The organism is Mycolicibacterium boenickei (assembly GCF_010731295.1).
Classification (GTDB): domain Bacteria; phylum Actinomycetota; class Actinomycetes; order Mycobacteriales; family Mycobacteriaceae; genus Mycobacterium; species Mycobacterium boenickei.
The window spans coordinates 5,701,616-5,721,356 of the sequence record NZ_AP022579.1 but is presented as its reverse complement, the minus strand read 5'-3'; the positions used below and the strand labels follow the sequence as shown (position 1 = coordinate 5,721,356).

16 protein-coding genes and 1 tRNA gene are annotated in these 19,741 nt (G+C 67.4%); 9 read left to right on the top strand and 8 right to left on the bottom strand.

Translation table 11 applies throughout. The features are described from left to right. Positions 1-5 precede the first annotated feature (5 nt). Both G6N57_RS27360 and G6N57_RS27355 read right to left on the bottom strand, forming a co-directional pair. Positions 6-866 (bottom strand): bacteriocin biosynthesis cyclodehydratase domain-containing protein, encoded by an 861-nt coding sequence (locus G6N57_RS27360; protein ID WP_077743613.1) that lies wholly within the window; start codon positions 864-866, stop codon positions 6-8. Positions 867-927: 61 nt separating this feature from the next. Further along, complete coding sequence (locus G6N57_RS27355) at positions 928-2,334, bottom strand: zinc-dependent metalloprotease (protein ID WP_077743614.1); 1,407 nt, start codon at positions 2,332-2,334, stop codon at positions 928-930. 91 nt (positions 2,335-2,425) lie between these two features. Here G6N57_RS27355 and G6N57_RS27350 point away from each other — a divergent pair, with 91 nt between their 5' ends. From G6N57_RS27350 to G6N57_RS27335, 4 genes are all read left to right on the top strand, one after another. Further along, the gene (locus tag G6N57_RS27350) at positions 2,426-3,454 is read left to right on the top strand and encodes a YlbL family protein (protein ID WP_077743880.1); all 1,029 of its coding nucleotides are present in this window, start codon (positions 2,426-2,428) and stop codon (positions 3,452-3,454) included. Between the two features lie 96 nt (positions 3,455-3,550). Beyond that, positions 3,551-6,562 (top strand): UPF0182 family protein, encoded by a 3,012-nt coding sequence (locus tag G6N57_RS27345; RefSeq protein WP_077743615.1) that lies wholly within the window; start codon positions 3,551-3,553, stop codon positions 6,560-6,562. A gap of 170 nt (positions 6,563-6,732) precedes the next feature. Continuing rightward, on the top strand, positions 6,733-8,124 hold the full coding sequence (locus tag G6N57_RS27340; RefSeq protein ID WP_077743616.1) for an FAD-binding oxidoreductase: 1,392 nt from the start codon (positions 6,733-6,735) through the stop codon (positions 8,122-8,124). A gap of 84 nt (positions 8,125-8,208) precedes the next feature. After that, a tRNA-Met gene (locus G6N57_RS27335) sits at positions 8,209-8,285 on the top strand. A gap of 78 nt (positions 8,286-8,363) precedes the next feature. On the opposite strand, the gene G6N57_RS27330 is transcribed toward G6N57_RS27335, so the two are convergent. Next, entirely contained in the window at positions 8,364-9,143 is a 780-nt protein-coding gene (locus G6N57_RS27330) for an RsiV family protein (protein ID WP_133118402.1), read from the bottom strand. Between the two features lie 9 nt (positions 9,144-9,152). Further along, positions 9,153-10,238 (bottom strand): class I SAM-dependent methyltransferase, encoded by a 1,086-nt coding sequence (locus G6N57_RS27325; protein WP_077743618.1) that lies wholly within the window; start codon positions 10,236-10,238, stop codon positions 9,153-9,155. A 179-nt stretch (positions 10,239-10,417) separates the two neighbouring features. Between G6N57_RS27325 and G6N57_RS27320 the strand changes: the two genes are divergently transcribed. The 3 genes from G6N57_RS27320 to G6N57_RS27310 all read left to right on the top strand — a co-directional run bounded on the left by G6N57_RS27320 (position 10,418) and on the right by G6N57_RS27310 (position 13,083). After that, positions 10,418-11,863, top strand: coding sequence for a DHA2 family efflux MFS transporter permease subunit (locus tag G6N57_RS27320; RefSeq protein WP_077743619.1), 1,446 nt, complete (start codon positions 10,418-10,420; stop codon positions 11,861-11,863). Between the two features lie 112 nt (positions 11,864-11,975). Next, the gene (locus G6N57_RS27315) at positions 11,976-12,269 is read left to right on the top strand and encodes a hypothetical protein (RefSeq protein WP_075921447.1); all 294 of its coding nucleotides are present in this window, start codon (positions 11,976-11,978) and stop codon (positions 12,267-12,269) included. Positions 12,270-12,336: 67 nt separating this feature from the next. Beyond that, on the top strand, positions 12,337-13,083 hold the full coding sequence (locus G6N57_RS27310; protein ID WP_097926518.1) for an SDR family oxidoreductase: 747 nt from the start codon (positions 12,337-12,339) through the stop codon (positions 13,081-13,083). Between the two features lie 72 nt (positions 13,084-13,155). Here the strand turns inward: G6N57_RS27310 and G6N57_RS31735 are convergent, their stop codons facing one another. Beyond that, entirely contained in the window at positions 13,156-13,305 is a 150-nt protein-coding gene (locus G6N57_RS31735; RefSeq protein WP_097926517.1) for a hypothetical protein, read from the bottom strand. A gap of 241 nt (positions 13,306-13,546) precedes the next feature. Here G6N57_RS31735 and G6N57_RS27305 point away from each other — a divergent pair, with 241 nt between their 5' ends. Further along, positions 13,547-15,040: a PucR family transcriptional regulator gene (locus tag G6N57_RS27305; protein WP_077743621.1), complete on the top strand. Its 1,494-nt coding sequence runs from the start codon at positions 13,547-13,549 to the stop codon at positions 15,038-15,040. 153 nt (positions 15,041-15,193) lie between these two features. Further along, positions 15,194-17,257 (top strand): acyltransferase family protein, encoded by a 2,064-nt coding sequence (locus G6N57_RS27300; RefSeq protein WP_077743622.1) that lies wholly within the window; start codon positions 15,194-15,196, stop codon positions 17,255-17,257. A gap of 4 nt (positions 17,258-17,261) precedes the next feature. On the opposite strand, the gene G6N57_RS27295 is transcribed toward G6N57_RS27300, so the two are convergent. Genes G6N57_RS27295 through G6N57_RS27285 form a run of 3 tightly spaced genes read right to left on the bottom strand, consistent with a single transcriptional unit; the run spans position 17,262 to position 19,671 of the window. Beyond that, complete coding sequence (locus G6N57_RS27295; RefSeq protein ID WP_077743881.1) at positions 17,262-17,684, bottom strand: nitroreductase family deazaflavin-dependent oxidoreductase; 423 nt, start codon at positions 17,682-17,684, stop codon at positions 17,262-17,264. 47 nt (positions 17,685-17,731) lie between these two features. Further along, positions 17,732-18,919 (bottom strand): Cmx/CmrA family chloramphenicol efflux MFS transporter, encoded by a 1,188-nt coding sequence (locus G6N57_RS27290; RefSeq protein WP_097926516.1) that lies wholly within the window; start codon positions 18,917-18,919, stop codon positions 17,732-17,734. Then, positions 18,919-19,671: an SDR family oxidoreductase gene (locus tag G6N57_RS27285; RefSeq protein WP_077743624.1), complete on the bottom strand. Its 753-nt coding sequence runs from the start codon at positions 19,669-19,671 to the stop codon at positions 18,919-18,921. The genes G6N57_RS27290 and G6N57_RS27285 overlap by 1 nt, the downstream gene beginning before the upstream one ends. Positions 19,672-19,741 lie beyond the last annotated feature (70 nt).

Sequence of the window (19,741 nt, the reverse complement as noted above, 5' to 3'; positions counted from 1 at the left end):
CGTTTTCAACAAGGACAGTCGGGATGCCGGGACCAACGTCGCGCGACGATCGAGTACCCCTCGGGGTCGAGTTGCAGGGTGGTGTTCAGGGTCGGCGGCGCTTCGGGGGCGGGCTGGTCGCCGCCGGTGTGCCCGACCGCACGGATCACCAGGTCGACCTGGCGCATCGCCAGCGCCGCGGTGGCCAGGATGGTCGACCGGCTGGCGCTGCCCACCGCGCCGCGGAGCTGCGTGGCCAAAGCCGGCCATGCCGCATCCCGTTCGGTGCGGTGAAGGTCGGCGCAATGCAGGCAGCTCGTCAGCCCGGGGATCACCAGCGGCCCCACCAGCCCGGCGCCGTCGCGGACGCACACCGACAGGTGGGCGATGCCGTCGCGGTGCAGGTCCTGCAGCAGCCGCGGGTCGGTGAGCTGATCGTCGGCCAGCACCACCAGGTCGGTCGAGGTTGCCACGTTCCCCGTGTGCGGGTTGGCGCTGCACCTGACTTTCGCGCCCGAACAGCGCAGTCCGTTGGCCAGTAGTTCGGACAGGGGGCCGCGGCCGTGGACGCGGATGGACGCCGCGCGGACTCGCCGGGCGCGCCGTGTCGGTACCGCGGTGAGCAGGCCGGTTTCGGTGAGCGCCGCGAGCAACTCGTCGATCGCCGCGCCGTCGTCGAAGGATGCTGCGGCCATGACCAATTCGTCGACCAATTCGTCACGGGTCGCACCGGCCTGCAGTATGCGCAGCAGTCCGGCCAGCTGGTTCTGCGACATCCCGGCGGGGGGACGGACCAGCACCGCGCGTCGGGGATCCCAGCCCACCTGAACCGCCTCGTCAGGACGCAGCAGGATCTGCCGGCCCGCGGCGAGCACATAGCGCGTCATGCGATGACTCTGCCACGGCGGCGACAACCGCCGTTTCAGTTATCCACAGGCCGTGCAGGGCTCAGTTGCCGCTGTCGCCGCCTTCGTCGCGGCGCTTGCCCTCTTCCTTCTCCAGATCGGCGATGGCCTGTTCGAAGGCGCTGTCGAGGCCCGTGGTGTCGCCGCCGATCATCCGGTCGATGAATCCTGCCGGCTCGTCGAGATCGGCCGCGCTCGGCAGCAGGTCGGGGTGCTGCCAGACACTGTCGCGGGCATCGGTGCCGACGGCCTCGGTGAGCCGCTCCCACAGCACCGCGGCCTCGCGCATCTTGCGGGGACGCAATTCCAGGCCGACCAGAGTGGCGAAGGTTTGTTCGGCAGGCCCGCCGGTGGCGCGACGACGACGCAGCATCTCGGCCAGTGCCGAGGTACCGGGGATGCGATCGCCCAGTGCCGCGGTGACCACGGTCTGCACCCAGCCCTCGATCAGCGCGAGCAGGGTTTCCAGCCGCTCCAGGGCGGCTTCCTGCTCGGGGGTGGCCTTCGGCTCGAAGATGCCCTGGTTGAGCAGCTGCTCCATCTCCGAGGGGTCCCCGAGGGACGCGGGGTTGAAGCCGCGGGCGAAGTCTTCGATGCCGGTCATGTCGACCTTCATGCCCTTGGCGAAGGCCTCGACCGTGCCGAGCAGCTGGCTCGACAGCCACGGCACATGGCTGAACAGCCGGTGATGGGCGGCTTCGCGGGCGGCCAGGAAGGTCAGGATCTCGCTGCGGGGCCGTTCGAGCCCTTCGGCCAGCGATTCGATGGCCTCGGGCATGAGCGCCGCGACCCCCTTGGGGCCCAGCGGCAGGCCGACGTCGGTGGAGGTCAGCACCTCGCGTGACAGCTTGCCCAGCGCCTGGCCCAGCTGGGAGCCGAATGCCATGCCGCCCATTTGCGACATCATCGCCAGCAGGGGACCGGCCATGCTCTTGGCCTCTTCGGGCAGCGCCGACGCCCACACCGAGGAGATCTGCTCGGCCACCGGGTCGCACAACCGCTTCCAGGTGTCCAGGGTGTTGTCCAGCCAGTCGCTGGGAGTCCAGGCCACCGATCGGGTGGTGCCCGCGGGCAGCGGGGTGACCCCGTCGAGCCAGGTCTCGGCCAACCGGACCGCGTCGGCGACCGCCCCGGTGGTCTTCTCCGGCACCGGCGCGACGAACCCGATCGAGTTGGACGCCAGCTGGCGGGCCAGGTCGTAATTCACCGGGCCGGATTGTTTGCCGCCGGCCATCGCACTGCCGGCGCCGCTGAACATCTCGCCGAGCTTGGTGAAGATCTGCCCCAGGTCACCCATGTCGAAGTTGGCTCCGCCCATGCCGAAACCGAACGGATCCGAGCCCGGACCTGGTCCGGAGTTGCCGGAGCCGGACCCCGAATCGGGGTCCTTCTTGTCTTTGTCTCGGTCGGGGTCGTTCCCGGCGGAGAAGCCGAAAGGCAGGTCAGCCATACCCACAACGGTACTCATGACCGGGTGTCCGGGTGCGGTCGTGGGTCACGCTGTGGGTGAACACGGAGGCGCAGGCTTTACTGTGGGCGGCGTGAACAGGCGGATTTTGACGCTGCTGGTTGCGCTGGTGCCGATCGTGGCGTTCGGCGTACTGCTGTCGGTGGTGACGGTGCCCTTCGTGTCGTTGGGGCCCGGTCCGACCTTCAACACCCTGGGTGAGGTCGAGGGCAAGCAGGTGGTCGATATCGAGGGGCCGGACGCGCACCTGCACCCGACCTCGGGGCATCTGAACATGACCACGGTGTCCCAGCGCGACGGCCTGACCTTGGGGCAGGCGATGGCGTTGTGGATGTCGGGTCGTGAGCAGCTGGTGCCGCGTGACCTGGTGTACCCGCCGGACAAGTCCAAGAACGAGATCGACGAGGCCAACAACTCCGACTTCAAGAAGTCCGAGGACAGCGCCGAGTACGCGGCGCTGTCGTTCCTGAAATACCCGGTGGCGGTGACCGTGCAGAGCGTCACCGACCCCGGTCCCTCGGCGGGCAAGCTTCGCGACGGCGACGCGATCGACGGGGTGAACGGCACGCCGGTGGCCAACCTCGACGCGTTCCAGGCGATCTTGAAGAAGACTAAGCCCGGTGATCAGCTGGTGATCGACTTCCGTCGCAAGAATGCGCCGCCCGGGGTCGCGACCATCACACTCGGCGACAACCCCGATCGGGATTACGGGTTCCTCGGCGTCGGCGTCCTCGATGCCCCGTGGGCACCGTTCGACATCGACTTCAACCTGGCCAACATCGGCGGCCCGTCGGCCGGGCTGATGTTCAGCCTCGCCGTCGTCGACAAGCTGACCACCGGTGACCTCAACGACGGCAAGTTCATCGCAGGCACCGGGACCATCACCGGCGAGGGCAAGGTCGGATCCATCGGCGGCATCACGCACAAGATGCTGGCCGCCAAGGAAGCAGGCGCGACCGTGTTCCTGGTGCCCGCCGACAACTGCACCGAGGCGCGCTCGGCACCCCAGGACGGCATGGATTTGGTCCGGGTGGAAACGCTGACCCAGGCGGTCGACGCGCTGCACACGATTTCTGCCGGTGGCGAACCACCTCGCTGTTAGGCCGCACCCGGCCGGTGGATGACTAGAGTTGTAGAAAATCGGGCGGCCCCGTCGGGCATGTCACGAGTCCACCGAGGCTGAAACGGGAGTTCACGAGTGGGGATGCGGCCGGCGGCGAGGATGCCGAAGCTGACGCGACGTAGCCGAGTACTGATCGGGCTGGCACTGGTGGCGGTGTTGGCGTTGTTGATCGGACCTCGGGTGGTCGACGGCTACGTCGACTGGCTGTGGTTCGGCGAGCTGGGGTACCGCTCGGTGTTCACCACCGTGCTGGCCACCCGTCTCATCGTGTTCCTCGTGGTGGGTCTGCTCATCGGGGCGGTGGTGTTCGCGGGGCTGGCGTTGGCCTACCGCAGCCGTCCGGTGTTCGTCCCGGCCGCCGGCCCGAATGATCCGGTGGCGCGGTACCGCACCACTGTGCTGGCCCGGCTGCGGCTGTTCGGGATCGGGGTACCGGTCTTCATCGGCCTGCTCGCCGGTGTGATCGCGCAGAGCTACTGGGTGCGGGTGCAGCTGTTCCTGCACGGCAGCGATTTCGGGATCACCGATCCGCAGTTCGGCCGGGATTTGGGCTTCTACGCGTTCGATCTGCCGTTCTACCGCTTGGTGCTGACTTATCTGTTCGTCGCGACGTTCCTGGCGTTCGTGGCGAACCTGCTGGGGCACTACGTGTTCGGCGGGATCCGGCTGACGGGTCGCAGCGGAGCGCTGAGCCGCGCCGCGCGTATCCAGCTGATCAGCCTGGTCGGCTTCCTGATCCTGCTCAAGGCATTCGCGTACTGGCTGGACCGCTACGAGCTACTGAGCAACACCCGCGCCGCCAAGCCCTTCACCGGCGCCGGCTACACCGACATCAACGCCGTGCTGCCGGCCAAGCTGATCCTGTTGGCCATCGCGCTGATCTGCGCGGCCGCGGTGTTCTCGGCGATCGTGCTGCGCGACTTGCGGATTCCCGCCATCGGCGTGGTGCTGTTGCTGCTCAGCTCATTGGTGGTGGGTGCGGGGTGGCCGCTGATCGTCGAGCAGTTCAGCGTCAAGCCCAACGCCGCGCAGAAGGAAAGCGAATACATCAGCCGCAGTATCGCCGCGACCAGGCAGGCCTATGGGCTCACCGACGACACGGTGACGTACCGCAACTACGAGAGCAACGGCCAGACCACGGCGGCGCAGGTGGCCGCGGACCGCGCCACTACGTCGAACATCCGGCTGCTCGATCCGACGATCGTCAGCCCCGCGTTCACCCAGTTCCAGCAGGGTAAGAACTTCTACTTCTTCCCCGACCAGCTGGCCATCGACCGCTATGCCGGTCCTGACGGCGGCCTGCGCGACTTCGTAGTCGCCGCACGCGAACTCAACCCGGACCGGTTGATCGAGAACCAGCGCGACTGGATCAACCGGCACACCGTCTACACCCACGGCAACGGCTTCATCGCCTCACCGGCCAACACGGTGCGTGGAATTGCCAACGACCCCAACCAGAACGGTGGTTACCCCGAGTTCCTCGCCAGCGTCGTCGGCGCCAACGGCAAGGTGATCTCGCCCGGACCGGCACCGCTGGATCAGCCCCGGGTCTACTTCGGTCCGGTGATCGCCGACACCTCGGCCGACTATGCGATCGTCGGCAAGAACGGTGACGTCGACCGCGAGTACGACTACGAGACCAACACCGACACCAAGAACTACACCTACTCGGGCACCGGCGGTGTGCCGATCGGCAACTGGCTGGCCCGGACGGTGTTCGCGGCCAAGTTCGCCGAACGGAACTTCCTGCTGTCCAACGTGATCGGTGAGAACAGCAAGATCCTGTTCAACCGGGATCCGGCCGAGCGCGTGGAGGCGGTGGCGCCGTGGCTGACCACCGACACCAGCGTGTACCCGGCGATCGTCAACAAGCGCATGGTCTGGATCGTCGACGGTTACACGACGTTGGACAACTACCCGTACTCGGAGTTGACCACGCTGTCGAGCGCGACGGCCGATTCCAACGAGGTCGCGGTCAACCGGCTGGCTCCCGACAAGCAGGTGTCCTACATCCGTAACTCGGTCAAGGCCACCGTCGACGCCTATGACGGCACCGTGACGCTGTATGCCCAGGACGAGCAGGATCCGGTACTCAAGGCCTGGATGAGCGTCTTCCCGGGCACCGTCAAGCCGAAGGCGGACATCTCTCCGGAACTGCAGTCGCACCTGCGGTATCCCGAGGATCTGTTCAAGGTGCAGCGGTCCCTGCTGACCAAGTACCACGTCGACGATCCGGTGAAGTTCTTCACCAACGCCGACTTCTGGAATGTCCCGCTGGACCCGAACCCGACGGCGAGCAGCTATCAGCCCCCGTTCTACATCGTCGCCAAAGACCTTGTGAACAACGATGGTTCGGCGTCGTTCCAGCTGACCAGCGCGCTGAACTGGTTGCAGCGCGAGTTCCTCGCCGCCTATGTCAGTGCCAGCTCGGATCCCGCGACGTACGGCAAGATCACCGTGCTGACGATCCCGGGTGAGGTCAAGGGCCCCAAACAGGCATTCAACGCGATCAGCACCGACACCGCCGTCACGCAGGACCTCGGTGTGATCGGACGCGACAACCTGAACCGGATCCGGTGGGGCAACCTGTTGACCCTGCCGGTGGCCGATGGCGGGTTGCTCTACGTGGCACCGGTTTACGCATCGCCGGGAACCAGCGACGCGGCGTCGACGTACCCGCGCCTGATCCGGGTCGCCATGCTCTACGGCGACAAGGTCGGCTACGGCCCGACCGTTGGTGCCGCGCTCACCGAACTGTTCGGCCCGGGGGCGGGTGCCACCGCCACCAATGTGGCTCCCACCGACGGCAAACCGCAGGCCGCCGGTACGCCTGAAGTCGCTCCGCCGGCCGCTCAACCGCCGGCCAATGCCGACGGTCAGGCGCCGCAGGTCGTCGCACCACCGCCCGCGGCGGTCCCGCCGGGAGAGCCCGTGCAGCTGTCGCCGGCCAAGGCCGGCGCGCTCAAGGAGGTCGAGTCGGCCCTGTCGGCGGCGCAGGATGCGCAGCGCAGCGGTGACTTCGGCAAGTACGGGGAGGCGTTGCAGCGGTTGAACGATGCGATGAACAAGTTCAATTCGTCCAAGTAGGTCCTCCCGCGAGCAGACGCAAAACCCCCCATTTCGGAGCAGAAATGGGGGGTTTTGCGTCTGCTCGCCGTGAGTTGACCTGGGCACCAAGTCAACACCAAGAGGTCCCGGTCATGCTTTGCGCCGAGTATTCGCACCGGCTGCTGAGCAGCATTCCTGGGAGGACCCCGATGACCCTGACCGACCTTGCGCACGACGGCCTGGACGACGCGCTGGAGGGGCTACGTGCCCACGTCGCCGCCCCGGTCGCGCTGCCTGGAGAGGCCGGCTACGAGCGCGCCACCCCGTGGAATCTGGCGGCCACCGTGCAGCCCGCCGCAGTCGTGTTGGCGTCGTCGGCCTACGACATCGCCAACACCGTCGGTTACGCGGCCGCCCGGGGATACCGGGTGAGCGTCCAGGCCACCGGCCACGGTGCCCTGTCGGTCACCTCCGACACGATCCTCGTGGTGACGTCCGGCATGACGGACGTCGCTGTCGACCCGGTGGCCCGCACCGCCCGGGTGGCGGCCGGGGCGACGTGGCAGCACGTGCTCGACGCGGCGACTCCGCACGGTCTGGCCGGATTGTGCGGATCCTCACCACGCGTCGGTGTTGTGGGATACCTGACCGGTGCCGGGATCGGGCCGCTGGTGCGCACCGTCGGGCTGTCGTCGGACTACGTGCGGTCCTTCGAGTTGGTCACCGGTGCCGGGGAGTTGTTGCGGGCCTCACCCGAAGAGAACGCCGAGTTGTTCTGGGGTCTACGTGGCGGGAAATCGACCCTGGGCATCGTCACTTCCGTCGAGATCGACCTGCTGCCGATCTCTGAGTTCTACGGCGGCGCGGTGTATTTCGACGCTACCGATGCCACGGTGGTGCGCGAGTGGGCCCGATGGTGTGCCGACCTGCCGGAGTCCATCTCGACTTCTCTTGCACTGCTGCAGCTTCCACCGTTGCCCGGAGTTCCCGAGCCGTTGGCCGGCCGCTTCACCGTCGCGGTGCGCTACGCCGCCCTAGGCGACTTCGCCGAAGCCGAACGACTCCTGGCGCCGATGCGTGCGGTCGCCACGCCGGTGCTCGACACCGTCGCGGTGATGCCGTACGCCGCGATCGGTGCGGTGCATGCCGATCCGGTCGATCCGATGCCGATCTACGAACACCACACGCTGCTACGAGAATTGACCGCGGATGCGGTTGAGGTGCTCCTCGATGCGGCCGGTCCGGAATCCGGCTCGGTGCAGACGATCGTCGAAGTCCGGATGCTCGGTGGCGCCCTGGCGCGTGAGGCGCAACACCGCAGTGCGTTCTGCCACCGCGACGCTGCCTTCGCGGTGGCCGTCATCGGAGTGCTGGCGCCTCCGGTCGCCGAACGGGTGGTGCCGCAGGCCGGTGCGCTGATCGTGGCGCTGTCGCAATGGTCCAGCGGCGGCCAGATCGCCAATTTCGCGCCGTCTGAGGACGCCGGACGGGCCGTGCGGGTCTACGACGAGGAGACCCGGCACTGGCTGGCCGCTCTGGCCGAGCGGCACGACCCGGCAGGGGTGTTCCGGTGCGGCCAGGTGGTGCGCTTCGTGGGTTGATTTCCGGTCGTTTCCGGGCCAAAAAACGCTCTGAGCACCCGATTTGGAGCTCCACGTAAGACCCCGGTAACCTTGTATTCGCAACGCGGGGTGGAGCAGCTCGGTAGCTCGCTGGGCTCATAACCCAGAGGTCGCAGGTTCGAATCCTGTCCCCGCTACCAAGAGGAAATGGCCCTCGGAGATTATCTCCGGGGGCCATTTTCATGCCGTGATCCTCGGTGCGCTCACCAGTCGCGGACTTACTTCGTCAGCTTCTCCCGCACCCCTGGCGCGAGAACGCCGGCAATCGTGTCCCAGCTCACCGTGACCGGGTAGTAGTCGCCGAGCACGTGGGCGACCGATAGGTAGAACACCAGGCCGTCGTCGTCGGGCAGCCAGTTGGCGAGCTGATCGGCGACCGGCTCCGGTGGCGTCTGGTTGGCCAGCTTGTCGTCGCCGGCCATCTCGGCCTTGATGGCCTGCACCACCGCGTTCAGGCCGGCGTTCTGGTCGGCGAACAGGTCGGTGATCATGATCGGCGCGGCGGTATGGGCGTCGATGACCGTCGTCGAGACTGTGTTGAACGGATGCGCCGCGTGCTCGACGTAGATGTTGAGCAGCAGCACGCCGGCCACCACACCGCTTCCGATGTGGGACACCCTGCTGCGTTCGTCCTCGAGCAGCGTGCCCGGAGCGACCGTGACCGGGAGGTTGTCCTCGGTGGGCCTCAGATAGTCGTCGAGGGCAGCGCGGACCGAGGCGTTGAACTTGTCGCGGACTGCGGCGGCCCCGCCTTTCAGCTGCGGAAGCTCTGCCTTGTAGGTGACGATTCCTCTTGTACCGTCGACGGTTTCGAGGAAACCGGTGAACGGTTGGGCCTCGGCATCCGGCGATGCAGGTGTTGTGGTGGCGTCGACCGTGGTCGGTGCCGGTCCGGTGCCGCTGCCCGGATCGGGTGAATTGCACGCCGCCCCAACGCCGATCATCGACACGATTGCCGCCGCTGACACCAGGCGGCGAATCACAGGTGACCCAGTCATTTTTCGACCCTAAACCCGCTTGTGGCCGCGCGAACCAGGATTGGACATCTCATTCACTGGCCGGCTGGCCGAGGCGAACAGGTTGATCCCGGTGGCTTCGCGTCGCACCTCGACGGGCGCGCCCGCGAACTTCGACTGCGCGAACAGGTCTTCCAAGTCCTGTGGTGAGCGGTGGATCAGTTTCCAGTCGAGCAGGTGGTCCATGAAGGCCCGATCGGGATTGTCGATATCGAAGTTCCCGACCAGCGCTGTCCCGCCCGGGCGCAGGTGATGGTAGATCCAGTCCAGCAGCTTCACCACGAGATGATCGGCCAGATAATCGATGAGGCCGATCGAATACACCAGATCCTGATCGCCCAGCTCGAGGGTTTGACGTCCCAGCGCGACCTTGACGATGTTGGCTTGTACGAACGCAACTCGCCCCGTCACACCGGCGTTGTGCGCGACGCCCTTGGCATAGCCCAATGCCTGGTCGTCGATGTCCAGGCAGGTGGCGATGATGTCCGGGTACTGCGTCTGGCCGAAGATGTCGAAGATCTCCCTGGCCGGCCCGCAGGCCAGGCTCGTGATCGCAGCGGGCCGGTCGTGGCAATGCTGCGCGGTGTCGAAAATGATGTCGCGCAACAGTTTTCGTCGGTTCTTCACCGCGCACGAGGCGGGTATGCCGAGAAACCACCGGTCGATGTACGGGCCGAGTCGGCGCACACCGTCCGGCTGGTCGTCGTACACCATCTGCAACGTCAGATAGTCACCCGCGTACCCGCGGGGCTTGGCGTAGGAGCGGTCGATCAGAGTGCTCAGCCCCAGATACGGGTAGGTCTCCCGGTGCACGAACGCGCCCAGCTCGTCGGCGTCAGGGGCACCGGCACACAGGTGGACCCGGATCTGGTCGGATAGGGCATTGCAGGCGGCGATAACTCGGGCCTGCACGTCGTCGCGAGTGGCACGACCGTCGATGATCAGTCGGTCCGCGGCCGACATCGCCGCCTTGAAACTCGCTGTCGTGAGGGCAAGTGGATGCGGCGTCCCGTTGGTGGCGAGTGGGAATGACGGGATGGCGCTGTCGAGGTGCGGTGCTTCGTCGATGATCGTCATTGCCCGATGCTTTCGTCCGGCCGGCGCGAAGTCTGTAGTAGTCCACTACTCAATTTCTGTCTGCGTTAATTTCCCGCGACGCGACCACCGCAGCAAAAACCGGTTTCCCTGATGTCGGGTGCCCCACCTACCCTGGGTGGCTGCGCAAACGAAGTCTCGGGGGAGACAGGGGAGAGGTAATGAGTACGGGCCCGAGCACGGGGGAGATCGCGACGCAACCGCGTACCCAGGCGAGCGCCAACGTCATCATCGCGCTGCTGGTGGGCTCGGCGTTCGTGATGATCCTCAACGAGACGATCATGAGCGTGGCACTGCCCGCGCTGATCGTGGACCTGGACATCTCCGCGAGCACGGCGCAATGGCTGACCAGTGGCTTCCTGTTGACGATGGCCGTGGTGATCCCGATGTCCGGATCGCTGCTGCAGCGCTACCCGGTACGGAGCATCTACCTGGCGTCGATGGCGTTGTTCTGCACCGGCACCCTGATCGCCGCGCTGGCCCCGGGGTTCGCGGTGCTGCTGGTCGGGCGGATCGTGCAGGCGTGCGGGACCGCTGTGATGATGCCGCTGCTGATGACGACGGTCATGACGTTGATCCCGGCCGATCGGCGCGGCCAGATGATGGGCACCATCTCGATCGTCATCGCGGTAGCTCCGGCGATCGGTCCCACGCTGTCCGGGTTCATCCTGGGCTCGCTCGACTGGCGCTGGATGTTCTGGATCGTGCTGCCCATCGCGCTGGTGGCGCTCAGCGCCGGTCTGGCCTGGCTGCGCGTCGACGATGAGCGAGAGGAACCGACGCCGATCGATCCGGTCTCGGTACCGCTTTCGGCGGTTGCGTTCGCGGGCTTGGTGTTCGGGCTGTCGCTGATGGGTGAGGCGGCCCACGGTCAGCAGTCGCTACCGGCGTGGGTGCCGATGACGGTGGGTGCGGTGGCGATGGTGCTGTTCGGTGCGCGGCAGATCCAACTGCAGCGACGCGACCGCGCGTTCCTCGACCTGCGCCCGTTCACGTATCGCCGGTTCTCGGTGTCGCTGGGCCTGGTGATCCTCGGGTTCATGGGGTTGTTCGGCGCCATCATCATGGTGCCGCTGTACGTCCAGGACGTGTTGAAGCAGAGCGCGTTGGTCGCCGGATTGGCGACCCTGCCGGGTGGGCTGCTGATGGGGTTGGCCGGTCCGCTGGTCGGGCGGGCGTATGACCGGCACGGTGCCAGGGTGCTCGTCGTGCCCGGTTCGCTGCTGCTGTGCGCATCACTGTGGGGATTCACCCTGCTGTCGGCGGCGTCTCCCGTGTGGGAACTGGTTGTGCTGCAGACGATCATGATGGTGGGCCTGTCGATGATGTTCACCCCGTTGATGACTGACGCGCTCGGCGTTCTGCCCGACCGGTTCTATTCACACGGCAGTGCCATCTTGACGACGCTGCAACAGGTTGCGGGCGCGGCCGGAACCGCCTTGTTCGTGACGGTCATGACGAAGGCGTCCCAATCGGGCGGGGCCCCGGATCTACCGGGTGTCCATGCGGCATTCACGGTCGCGGCGATGATCAGCGTGATCGCCGTGGTGGCGGCGTTCTTCACCGCGCCGCGCCCGAGTCCCGCGGGCGGTACGCCGACGCATTAGCTCCGGATCCCAGTCGAGTAGTGCACTACGCGTGCGCGACGCCGTGACCGCGGCCGACAGTGGATGTGCCCATCGACCACGGGCGCATCGGCACTCGACACAGGAGTTCAACATGAGCTGGAGATGGACTGGCAATCACGGGGACGCACCATCGGCGGCGGCTGCGGCCACCGCATCGGGAGCAGGGCCCGGTGAGGCGATCTTCGAGGTCAACGACGGCGGGACCGTCGGCCTCTATATATTCGACAACCACACCGGCACCGGCGGTCGCGCATGGCACTGGACCGGCAATCACGCCGACGCTCCGTCGGCGGTGGCCGCGGCCAACGCTGCCGGCGCCGGCCCGGGTGAAGCCGTCTATGCCGTGAATGACGGTGGCACGGTAGGCCTTTACCTGCTCAACTGAACTCCCTCGCCTCAGCGCAATCGGCGATCCCGGATGCGCTGAGGCGAGGTCGGGCACAATCGAACCCGTGCAGAAAGACCAGAAGGTCGTGGTCATCACGGGTGCGGGTAGCGGTATCGGCGGCGCAACGGCTCGGGTCCTGTTGGGGGCAGGCCATCGGGTGGTGCTGTCGGGGCGTCGCCCCGAGCCGCTGAGGGCCGTCGCCGACGGGAACCCGAATGCCCGCGTCGTCCCGACCGACGTCACGGATTCAGCCTCGGTGCAGGCGCTGTTCGCCGATACGGTGTCGACATTCGGACGCGTCGACGTGCTGTTCAACAACGCCGGGGTATTCGGACCGTCGGCGTCGATCGCCGACATCGACGACGAGCAGTGGCATTCCACGTGGCGCACCAACGTCGACGGCGCGGTGTTCTGCGCCAGGGAAGCCGCGCGTGTCATGGCGGCTCAGCTGCCAAGGGGCGGCCGGATCATCAACAACGGATCGATCTCGGCGCACCGGCCCCGCCCCAAGAGCCTGGCCTACACCGTCACCAAGCACGCGATGAGTGGGCTGACCGCGTCAATGTTGTTGGATCTGCGCGATATCGACATCTGTGTCACCCAGATCGACATCGGCAATGCCGCGACGGACATGACCGCCGGATTCAGCCATCAGACCTTGCAGGCCGATGGAAGCCTCGCGGCTGAGCCGACTTTCGACGTCGAGCATGTGGCCCGCGCCGTCGCGCACCTCGTCGAACTGCCGCTGGAGGTGTCGGTTCCTTCCCTGACCGTGATGGCTCGGGCCATGCCGTACTTCGGCCGCGGCTAACCGATCTGACCGCCGAAAACAACAGAGCCGGAGGCCTTGGGGCCACCGGCTCTGTACAGCGGGATCGTCATTTCAGTGATGTGCATCCTGAAGCTCGTGCCGCTGGACGACTGCGATCAACTCTTCGCGCACCGACGAGTCGGGCAGTTCGTTGATCCGCGCGTAGATGCGGCGCCGCATGTTGGCCCGCTTCTGGTTTGCACGGAATTGTGCGAACGACATACTTCTCACTCCTTGAAAGTGCCCCGGATCACGGGTACTCGTTTGTTTCTACATCCACACATCGGGGATCGCCCGAAGAAAGGGATGCCTCCATGCTCCCGCTCGGCGTTGATTAAAACCAATTCTTAGAGTGTGAGTTTGACTACAGCTCAAGCCGTTTGGTCGCAGAGGAGTGCCTGCCGTCACAGGCGCGTGCTCGGGGTGATGCCGGCGACCGCCGAAAAGGAGTAAGACTGCTTCTGTGGCGCTCACGGTGCGGGACCTGTCCGAGGTCGACAGCCTAGGCCTTGTCGTGGTGGCCGGGGCGCTCGGCGCCGACCGCGAGATCTCCTGGGCGCATGCGATCGAACTGAGCGATCCGACGCCGTACCTGGCCGGTGGTGAGTTGGTGATGACGACGGGCATCAACATCGGTGCCGACGACGCCGCGCAATCCGCCTATGTCGCGCGCCTGGCCGCGGCCGGCACGGCGGCGCTGGCCATCGACACCGGCACCACGCTCGCCTATGTGCCACCTGCGGTGCGGGCAGCCGGTGACGAATTCGGACTGCCGGTGCTGGAGGTGCCGCCGTCGACCCCGTTCATCGCGATCGCGCGGGTGGTGATCGATGCGCTCAGGGCCGACGAACTGCGCTCGGTGCAGCGCGTGGTCGACGCTCAGGAGGTGCTGGCCCGCGCCACATTGCGTGGTGGCATTCCGGGGGTGGTCGGCGCCCTGGCCGACGCTCTGTCGGCGACGGTGGTGGTGGTCGACACCGACGCCACGGTGCTGGCGGCCGCAGGCGGTGCGCAGGAGCGGCTGATCGCCGTGCTCGGCGAGCAAGCCGGCACCGCGGGCCGGCGCGGTGCCCATGTCACCGCGGACGGGGATGCCTACGTCACGATCCAGAATCTGCGTGCCGCCCAGCCGGTACGCGGGCGGCTCGCGGTGCGCACGTCCGCCGCGATGTCGAACGCCGACCGCCTCCTGGTCGCACATGCGGTGTCGCTCATCTCGATTGCGATCGAGAAGCCGGCCCGGGTGGTCGACGCCGAGCAGCTGCTGCGGATCGCGGTCACCCGCGAGATGCTCGCCGGGTCGGGTGGCGTCGACGATGCGGTGTTGCGCTACTTCGGTTTCGAGCCTGATAGCGACGTAGTCGCGGCGTCGTTCACCGGAGCGGGGCCGTTGTTGGCGGCCGAGCATGTGCTGGGCCGGGTGCTGACCACGTTTCTGATGGCACCGACGGGCGAGGAGATCGTGATCGTGGTTCCGGCGGCCGGGAGCCGACGCCGCATCCGCACCGTCGTCGAGGAGCTCGAGCGGCAGACAGGCCTGACGATCGGCGGCGGGATGAGTCTTCCGAGCCGTCTGTCAGAGGTGCAGACGGCTCTGGAGCAGGCCCGCATCGCGGCCCACTCCGGCGCCGGGCGGTTCAGCGAGTTCGGCGAGCTCAGCCCGATGGGGGTGCTGCTCGACGGCCGCAGCGCCGCCGAACTTCGCGTTCTGGCCGCGCCGTTGGATGCGCTGGCCGGTGGGGACGAGCTGATCCCGACGCTGGCTGCGTTCCTCGGACGCAACGGCCAGATGGAAGCCGCGGCCGCCGAGCTCGCGGTCCATCGCCATACCATGCGCAACCGGATGCGACGCATCTGCCAGTTGTTGGGTGACGACCTGGAATCGGCCGATACCCGGGCCCAGCTCTGGCTGGCGCTCAGGGCGTGGCAGCTGCTGGAGTCTCGCCGGCCGGGCTGAGGGCATCGGAGTCCGTCCGCTTTGGCGCTTCGTGGCGCCTGGACGCCGGAGGTGACCGCCCGTCGCGGTGGCCTATGCTCGGTCGACGAACGGCGTGGCCCCAGGTGTTCTCGTCGTCGATGACCGGCGAATACAGCCCAGGGGAAGTTCAGCGTGCAGGCGATTGTTGGCGATCTGGTTCGCGTTCCCGTTGTCCGGCGGCGGGTGCGTGATGACCTGATCGGGCTGAGTGGCGTCGCCGCCGTGATGGTCGTCGTCTGCCATCTCTGGTTCGGCCGGGCACCCGGTGGGATGGATGTCCTGCTGGTGCTCTCCGGCTTCTTCATCGGCGGTCGGGTTCTTCGCGACATCGGTACGGCGAGCCCGAGAATCCTGGCCGCCGAGTTCGGGCGGGTGGTGCGCTGGTTGGTGCCGCCGCTGGTTCTGGTGGTGGTCGTGAGTGCGGTGCTCACCGTGCTCGTGCAACCGGAGACCCGGTGGGAGGCTTTCGCCGACCAGACGCTGGCGGGTCTGGGCTTCTATCAGAACTGGGAGTTGCTCGGCTCGGCGGACGACTATGTGCAGGCCGGTGAGACGGTCACCCCGCTGCATCACCTGTGGGCCGTCTCGGTGCTGGGCCAGTTCGCGCTCGCGTTCTTCGTGCTCGCCGGTGTCGTTCTCGCGGTGACGGTGCGTCGGGGTCGCGGCGCGCGACGCACGAGCCTGGTCGCCGTGTCGGGTATCGCGGCGGCGGCATCGCTGTACTACGCGATCACGACCCAGGCAGACAATCCGATGCTCGCCTACTACAGCACTGCGGCGCGCGCCTGGGAGCTGCTGGTCGGTGTGTTGGCCGCGGCGCTGGTCGCGGGCCCGGCGAGGCTGACCCGGTGGCCTGGCTGGTTGCGGGCCGGTGCGGCAGCGACCGGCCTGGTGGCGATCCTGGTGTGCGGCGTGCTCACCGGCCGGGCCGTGCAGTCGCCGGGCATCTGGACATTGATTCCGGTCGCGGCGACGGTGCTGGTGATCGTCGGTGCAGCCCAGGGGACGTCGCCCAGGGCGAACGAATTCCTGTGCAGCGCCCCGCTGGTCGCCATCGGGGCGGCGGCCTATCCGCTGTATCTGTGGCACTGGCCCCTGCTGATCTTCTGGCTGGCGACCATCAACGACGATGCGGTCGGCCTGGCCGATGGCATCGTGATCATGCTGGCCGTGGGGGCGTTGGCGACGCTCACCGCGCGATGGGCTCAGCTGCCGTGGCGTCGGGGGCCGGGCCTGCGAGTGGTGTCGGGCGCAGTGGTGGTGCTCGTGGCGGTGGTGCTGGTGGCGACGTCGCTGATGTGGCAGGGGCATGTCGCCCGCGCCCGCGCCAGCGGTGCCGAACTCGGCATGCTCTCGATCCGCGACTATCCGGGCGCGCAGGCGCTCATCGAGAACCGGCCGGTCGCCAAGCTGCCGATGCGCCCGAGCGCGTTGGAGGCCGACGACGACATTCCACCGTCAGCGGTCGACCATTGCGTCACCGGATTCACCGGTGCCGAGGTCATCACCTGCGTATACGGAGACCCCAAGGGGGCCCACACGATCGCGCTGGCCGGTGGGTCGCATTCAGAGCACTGGCTGACCGCGCTGCACCAGATCGGGCGTCAACACGGCTTCAAGGTGACCACCTACTTGAAGTTCGGCTGCCCGCTGACCACCAAGCGGCTGCCCATCATCGCGGGATCCTTCGAGCCGTATCCGTCCTGCCGTACCTGGTCGGACAACGCGCTGGCGCAGATCATCGCGGACCGGCCGGATTATGTGTTCTTCACCTCGACGCGCCCGATCCTCAACAGCCCGGGCGATTATGTGCCCGACTACTACCTCGGGATCTGGGATGAGCTGTCCGCCAACGGGATTCCGATGCTCGGCATGCGTGACACGCCCTGGATGATCCGGGACGGATGGTTCTTCTCGCCGGTCGACTGCCTGTCCAGAGGCGGCGACGCCGAATCCTGTGGGTTGCCGCGCGACGAAGCCCTCGCCGACCGCAATCCCACCCTCGACCATCTGGCCGACTATCCGCTGATGAAGGCACTCGACCTCACCGATGCGGTGTGCCGCCCGACGATCTGCCGTGCCGTCGAGGGCAATGTGCTCGTGTACCACGATGCCCATCACCTCTCGGCGGCCTATGTCCGCACCCTCACCACCGAGCTGGCGCGGCAGATGTCCGACGCCCTCGGCTGGTGGTGACGCGTCACTCGACGACGAAGACCGGAATCTGTCGGTCGGTGTTCGTCTGGTACTCGGCGTACGGCGGGTAGGCCTTGACGGCCAGCTTCCACCAGTGCTCGCGCTCGTCGCCGTCCAGTTCGCGAGCGGTCAGCGACGACGTCTTGTCGCCGTCCTGCACCGTCACGGCCGGGTTGGCCTTGACGTTGAAGTACCAGGACGGGTGCTCCGGGGCGCCACCCTTGGAGGCCACCATCGCGTAGCGGCCGTTCTCCTCGACGCGCATCAGCGGTACATACCGCTTCTTGCCGGACTTGGCGCCCGTCGTCGTGAACAGCACGATGGGGCGGTCCAGCACCTCGATGCCCTCGGTGGTGCCTTGTTCCAGGATGCGCTGGGTCTGGTCGCGTACCCAGTCGGTCGGGCTCAATTCGGCATGTTCAGTCACGCACCCCGCAACACCGGGCGCCTCGCCGCTATTCCGCGGACCGTGGGTCAGGTCGGGCACGGCACGCTGGGCTGTGGCCGTGCGACGGCCCGGTGACCCCGAGCCAGCGCGGCATCCACGGCGAACAGCATCAGAGCGACGACGGCCAGTCCGGCGCCGATCCACGGCACCACCGGGTAGCCCGCCCCGGCGGTCAGGGCCATTCCGGCCAGCCACGGTCCGAGGGCGATCCCGACGTTGAACGCGGAGGTGGTGCCGGCCGCGGTCAGCGTCGGGGCGGACGCGCCCAGGGCGAAGACCCGCGAATTCAGCGCCGGGTTCGTCCCGAAACCGGCCAGCCCGAGCAGCACGCTGAGCGCGCCGACCGGCAGCGCATGGTGGCTGACGATCGCGATCGCGACCAGCACGGCGCACAACGCGGTGAATCCGATCAGCAGTACCCCGCGCGGCCATCGGTCGGCCGCGTAGCCGCCCGCCGCCATCCCGGTCAGTGCGCCGACGCCGTAGCCGAGCAGCACCAGCGGCACCCACCCGGACCCCAGGCCGCTGGTTGTGATCAGCATGGCGCCGAGATAGGTGAAGGTGCCGAGCAGTGCCGCGGTGCTGACCGCGGTCATGGCATAGGACAACCACAGCCGGGGCACGGCCAGCCCGCGCAACTCGTCGGCCATCCGTGGCGCGGTGGCGGGGCGTGCCGTCGGGACAGCGGCCAGCACGGCGCCCGCGGCCAGGGTGGACATGGCGGCGACGGCCCAGAATGCGCCGCGCCAGCCCAGATTCTGACCGATCCAGGTGCCCGCGGGCAGCCCGATCACCGTGGCGACCGTGAGTCCACCGGCGACGACGCTCATCGCGCGCCCGCGCCGGTCGGGGGAGACCAGTGACATCGCGGTACCCGCGCCGACGGCCCAGAAGCCGGCGTAGACGAAAGCCGCGACGAATCTGACCGCCACCAGCACCGAGTAGGAATCGGTGAGCGCACCGGCGACGTGCGCCAGGACGAAGATCGCCAGGAATGCCAGCAGGGCCCGTCGGCGCGGCCAGCGCAGGGTGACGACGGCGAGGACGGGAGCGCCGATCAGCATGCCGAGCGCGAACACCGATACCAGCAGCCCGGCTTGTGGAATCGTCACGCCGAGATCGGCCGACATCTCGGGAAGCAGGCCGGCCAGCATGAGTTCGCTTGTGCCCTGGGCGAATATCGCGGCACCGATGATCCAGATCGCAACTGGCATCAGAGCATCGACCCTCCGCTGGCGTCGATCCACTGGCCGGTCACCCACCGGGAATCCCCGGAGGCCAGGAACGCGACGATATCGGCGACGTCGTCCGGCTGGGCGACCCGGTTCAACGGTGACTGTGCCGCCACGGCCGCCCGGCCCTCCGTAGAGGCCAGCCGGGCCGCGTTCATGTCGGTGTCGGTGCTCCCCGGTCCCACCGCGTTCACCGTGATACCTCGCGGCGCAACGTGTTTGGCCAGGGTCGCGGTGAACGAGTCGAGGGCGGCCTTGGACATCGCGTAGGCCAGCAGTTCCGGTATCCGGGCGCCGTGGGTGAACCGCGTCGAGATGTTGACGATGCGGCCGTTGTCGCGGAGCCGGGACAGCCCCTGCTGGGTGATGAAGACCGGCGCGCGGGTGTTCACCGCGAAGATCTCGTCGTAAGTCGATTCGTTGAGATCGTCGAAACCGATTCGCCCACCCAGTATCCCGGAATTGTTCACCAGGATGTCGAGGCCGTCGGCGTGGCGGTCGAAGGCCTCCCAGAGTCGCGATGCGTCGCCGGCGACGCCGAGTGCCGCCGGAACCGCGAAGGCCTCGCCGCCGGCCTCGACGATCTGCCGCACGGTCTGTTCGGCGGCGTCGGCGCGGCTGCCGTAGTGCACGCCGACCCGGGCGCCGTCGTGGGCCAGGCGAAGGGCGATGGCCCGGCCGATTCCCCGGCTGGCGCCGGTCACCAGTGCGGTCTTGCCGTTCAGAGCGGGCACGTTGCCATCCTTTCTTTAGCGGTCGATACAAAATTCGACGCTAGCACATTAACTAGCGGTCGCTATAGAA

Bases quoted from the DNA above. Each gene is read 5' to 3' on its own strand.
- G6N57_RS27360 (WP_077743613.1), bottom strand. From the start codon at position 866: ATGACGCGCTATGTGCTCGCCGCGGGCCGGCAGATCCTGCTGCGTCCT.
- G6N57_RS27355 (WP_077743614.1), bottom strand. From the start codon at position 2,334: ATGGCTGACCTGCCTTTCGGCTTCTCCGCCGGGAACGACCCCGACCGA.
- G6N57_RS27340 (WP_077743616.1), top strand. From the start codon at position 6,733: ATGACCCTGACCGACCTTGCGCACGACGGCCTGGACGACGCGCTGGAG.
- G6N57_RS27330 (WP_133118402.1), bottom strand. From the start codon at position 9,143: ATGACTGGGTCACCTGTGATTCGCCGCCTGGTGTCAGCGGCGGCAATC.
- G6N57_RS27325 (WP_077743618.1), bottom strand. From the start codon at position 10,238: ATGACGATCATCGACGAAGCACCGCACCTCGACAGCGCCATCCCGTCA.
- G6N57_RS27320 (WP_077743619.1), top strand. From the start codon at position 10,418: ATGAGTACGGGCCCGAGCACGGGGGAGATCGCGACGCAACCGCGTACC.
- G6N57_RS27315 (WP_075921447.1), top strand. From the start codon at position 11,976: ATGAGCTGGAGATGGACTGGCAATCACGGGGACGCACCATCGGCGGCG.
- G6N57_RS31735 (WP_097926517.1), bottom strand. From the start codon at position 13,305: ATGTCGTTCGCACAATTCCGTGCAAACCAGAAGCGGGCCAACATGCGG.
- G6N57_RS27290 (WP_097926516.1), bottom strand. From the start codon at position 18,919: ATGCCAGTTGCGATCTGGATCATCGGTGCCGCGATATTCGCCCAGGGC.